We start from the raw sequence: 1,844 nt of genomic DNA on the forward strand, positions 1-1,844 counted from the left end.
TTTCTTCCTGCCCTACCTGGAAATCCGCAACCGCAAGGCCGGCTACGCCGTCAGCATCGTCAAGGCCGGCGCCAAGCTGGTCGGCCACGACGCAGGCCCCGTGCGTGCCCCGCTCACCGACCTGACCGGCGAAGAGCTCGAGATGCTCGACGCCCTGATCAAGAAGTCTGGCGCCCAGTAAACCCCGCCGGCACGCAATGCCTGCCCCCGATTCGGGGGCATTTTTTTCCCGGGACCGCCCCGGCGCAAAGCGCCTTCGGACCGGACGCGAACTTTTTGGAGATGACCATGAACCTCACCGGCCAGATGTTGATCGGCTCGACCGCCCTGCTGGGCGCGGGCGCGGCCCAGCACGCCATCAATCCCGCCACGGGCGAACGCCTGGAACCCGCCTACCCCGCCGGCTCGTCCGCCGACGTGGCGCGCGCGGCCGAACTGGCCCGCGATGCGTTCGACCCCTACCGCGCCGCGCCGCTGGAAACCCGCGCGCAGTTCCTGGAAAGCATCGCCGAGGGCATCCTGGCCCTGGGCGACGCGCTGATCGAGCGCGCCCACGCCGAAACCGGCCTGCCGGTGGCCCGCCTGCAAGGCGAGCGCGGCCGCACCGTCGGCCAGCTGCGCCTGTTCGCCCGCGTGGTCCGCGACGGCTACTTCCTGGACGCCACCATCGATCCGGCCCAGCCGGAGCGCCAGCCGCTGCCGCGCGCCGACCTGCGCCTGGCCAACGTGCCGCTGGGCCCAGTCGCCGTGTTCGGCGCCAGCAACTTCCCGCTGGCCTTCTCGGTCGCGGGCGGCGACACCGCGTCGGCGCTGGCCGCCGGCTGCCCGGTCGTCGTCAAGGCGCACAACGCCCACCCCGGCACGTCCGAGCTGGTCGGCCGCGCGATCCAGCAGGCCGTCGCCAAGCACGGCCTGCCCGAAGGCACGTTCTCGCTGCTGTTCGGCGCGGGCAATGAAATCGGCACGGCGCTGGCCACCCATCCGGCCATTACCGCCATCGGCTTCACCGGTTCGCGCCGCGGCGGCCTGGCGCTGGTCGCCGCCGCCAACGCCCGCCCGGTGCCGATCCCCGTATACGCGGAAATGTCCAGCATCAACCCCGTGTTCCTGCTGCCCGCCGCCCTGGAAGCCCGCGCCGAGTCCATCGCCAAGGGTTTCGTGGATTCGCTGGCGATGGGCGTGGGCCAGTTCTGCACCAACCCCGGCCTGGTCATCGGCATCGAAGGCCCCGCGCTGGACCGCTTCCGCCAAGCGGCCGCCGACGCCGTCAAGGCCAAGGGCGCGGCGACCATGCTGACGCCGGGCATCTTCTCGGCCTACGAGCAAGGCGCGGACGCGCTGGCGCGTCATGCCAGCGTGTCCACCGTCGGCCGCGGCGAACCCTCGAACCCGGCGTGCAACGCCGCGGGCGCGGTGGTGTTCGGCGCCAGCGCCGCCGAGTTCCTGGCATCGCGCGAACTCGAAGCCGAAGTGTTCGGTCCGGCGTCGCTCGTCGTGGCGTGCAAGGACGCCGCGCAGGTGCGGGCCGTGGCTGAACACCTGGAAGGCCAGCTGACCGCCACGCTGTTCGTCGACGAGGCCGACGTGCAAGCCGCGCGCGACCTGCTGCCGGTGCTGGAACGCAAGGCCGGCCGCATCCTGGCCAACGGCTACCCCACCGGCGTCGAAGTCAGCCACGCCATGGTGCATGGCGGCCCGTTCCCCGCCACCTCGAACCCGGCCTCGACGTCGGTGGGCGCTACCGCGATCCGCCGCTTCCTGCGTCCGGTCTGCTACCAGGACCTGCCAGACGCGCTGCTGCCCGACGGCGTCAAGCGCGCCAACCCGCTGGGCCTGTCCCGCAT

Annotated in this window: 1 protein-coding gene and 1 pseudogene; both read left to right on the forward strand. The window is 72.1% G+C overall.

Going from position 1 to position 1,844, the window contains the following annotated elements; translation table 11 throughout:
• Positions 1-181, forward strand: a pseudogene (locus ABE485_RS31060) (5-dehydro-4-deoxyglucarate dehydratase); the annotation flags it as partial.
• 107 nt (positions 182-288) lie between these two features.
• Positions 289-1,844, forward strand: a 1,556-nt coding sequence (locus ABE485_RS31065) for an aldehyde dehydrogenase (NADP(+)) (RefSeq protein ID WP_346519094.1), incomplete at its 3' end; no start/stop codon positions are given.

The sequence above is a fragment of the Achromobacter spanius genome (assembly GCF_039673305.1).
Lineage (GTDB): Bacteria > Pseudomonadota > Gammaproteobacteria > Burkholderiales > Burkholderiaceae_B > Achromobacter > Achromobacter spanius_F.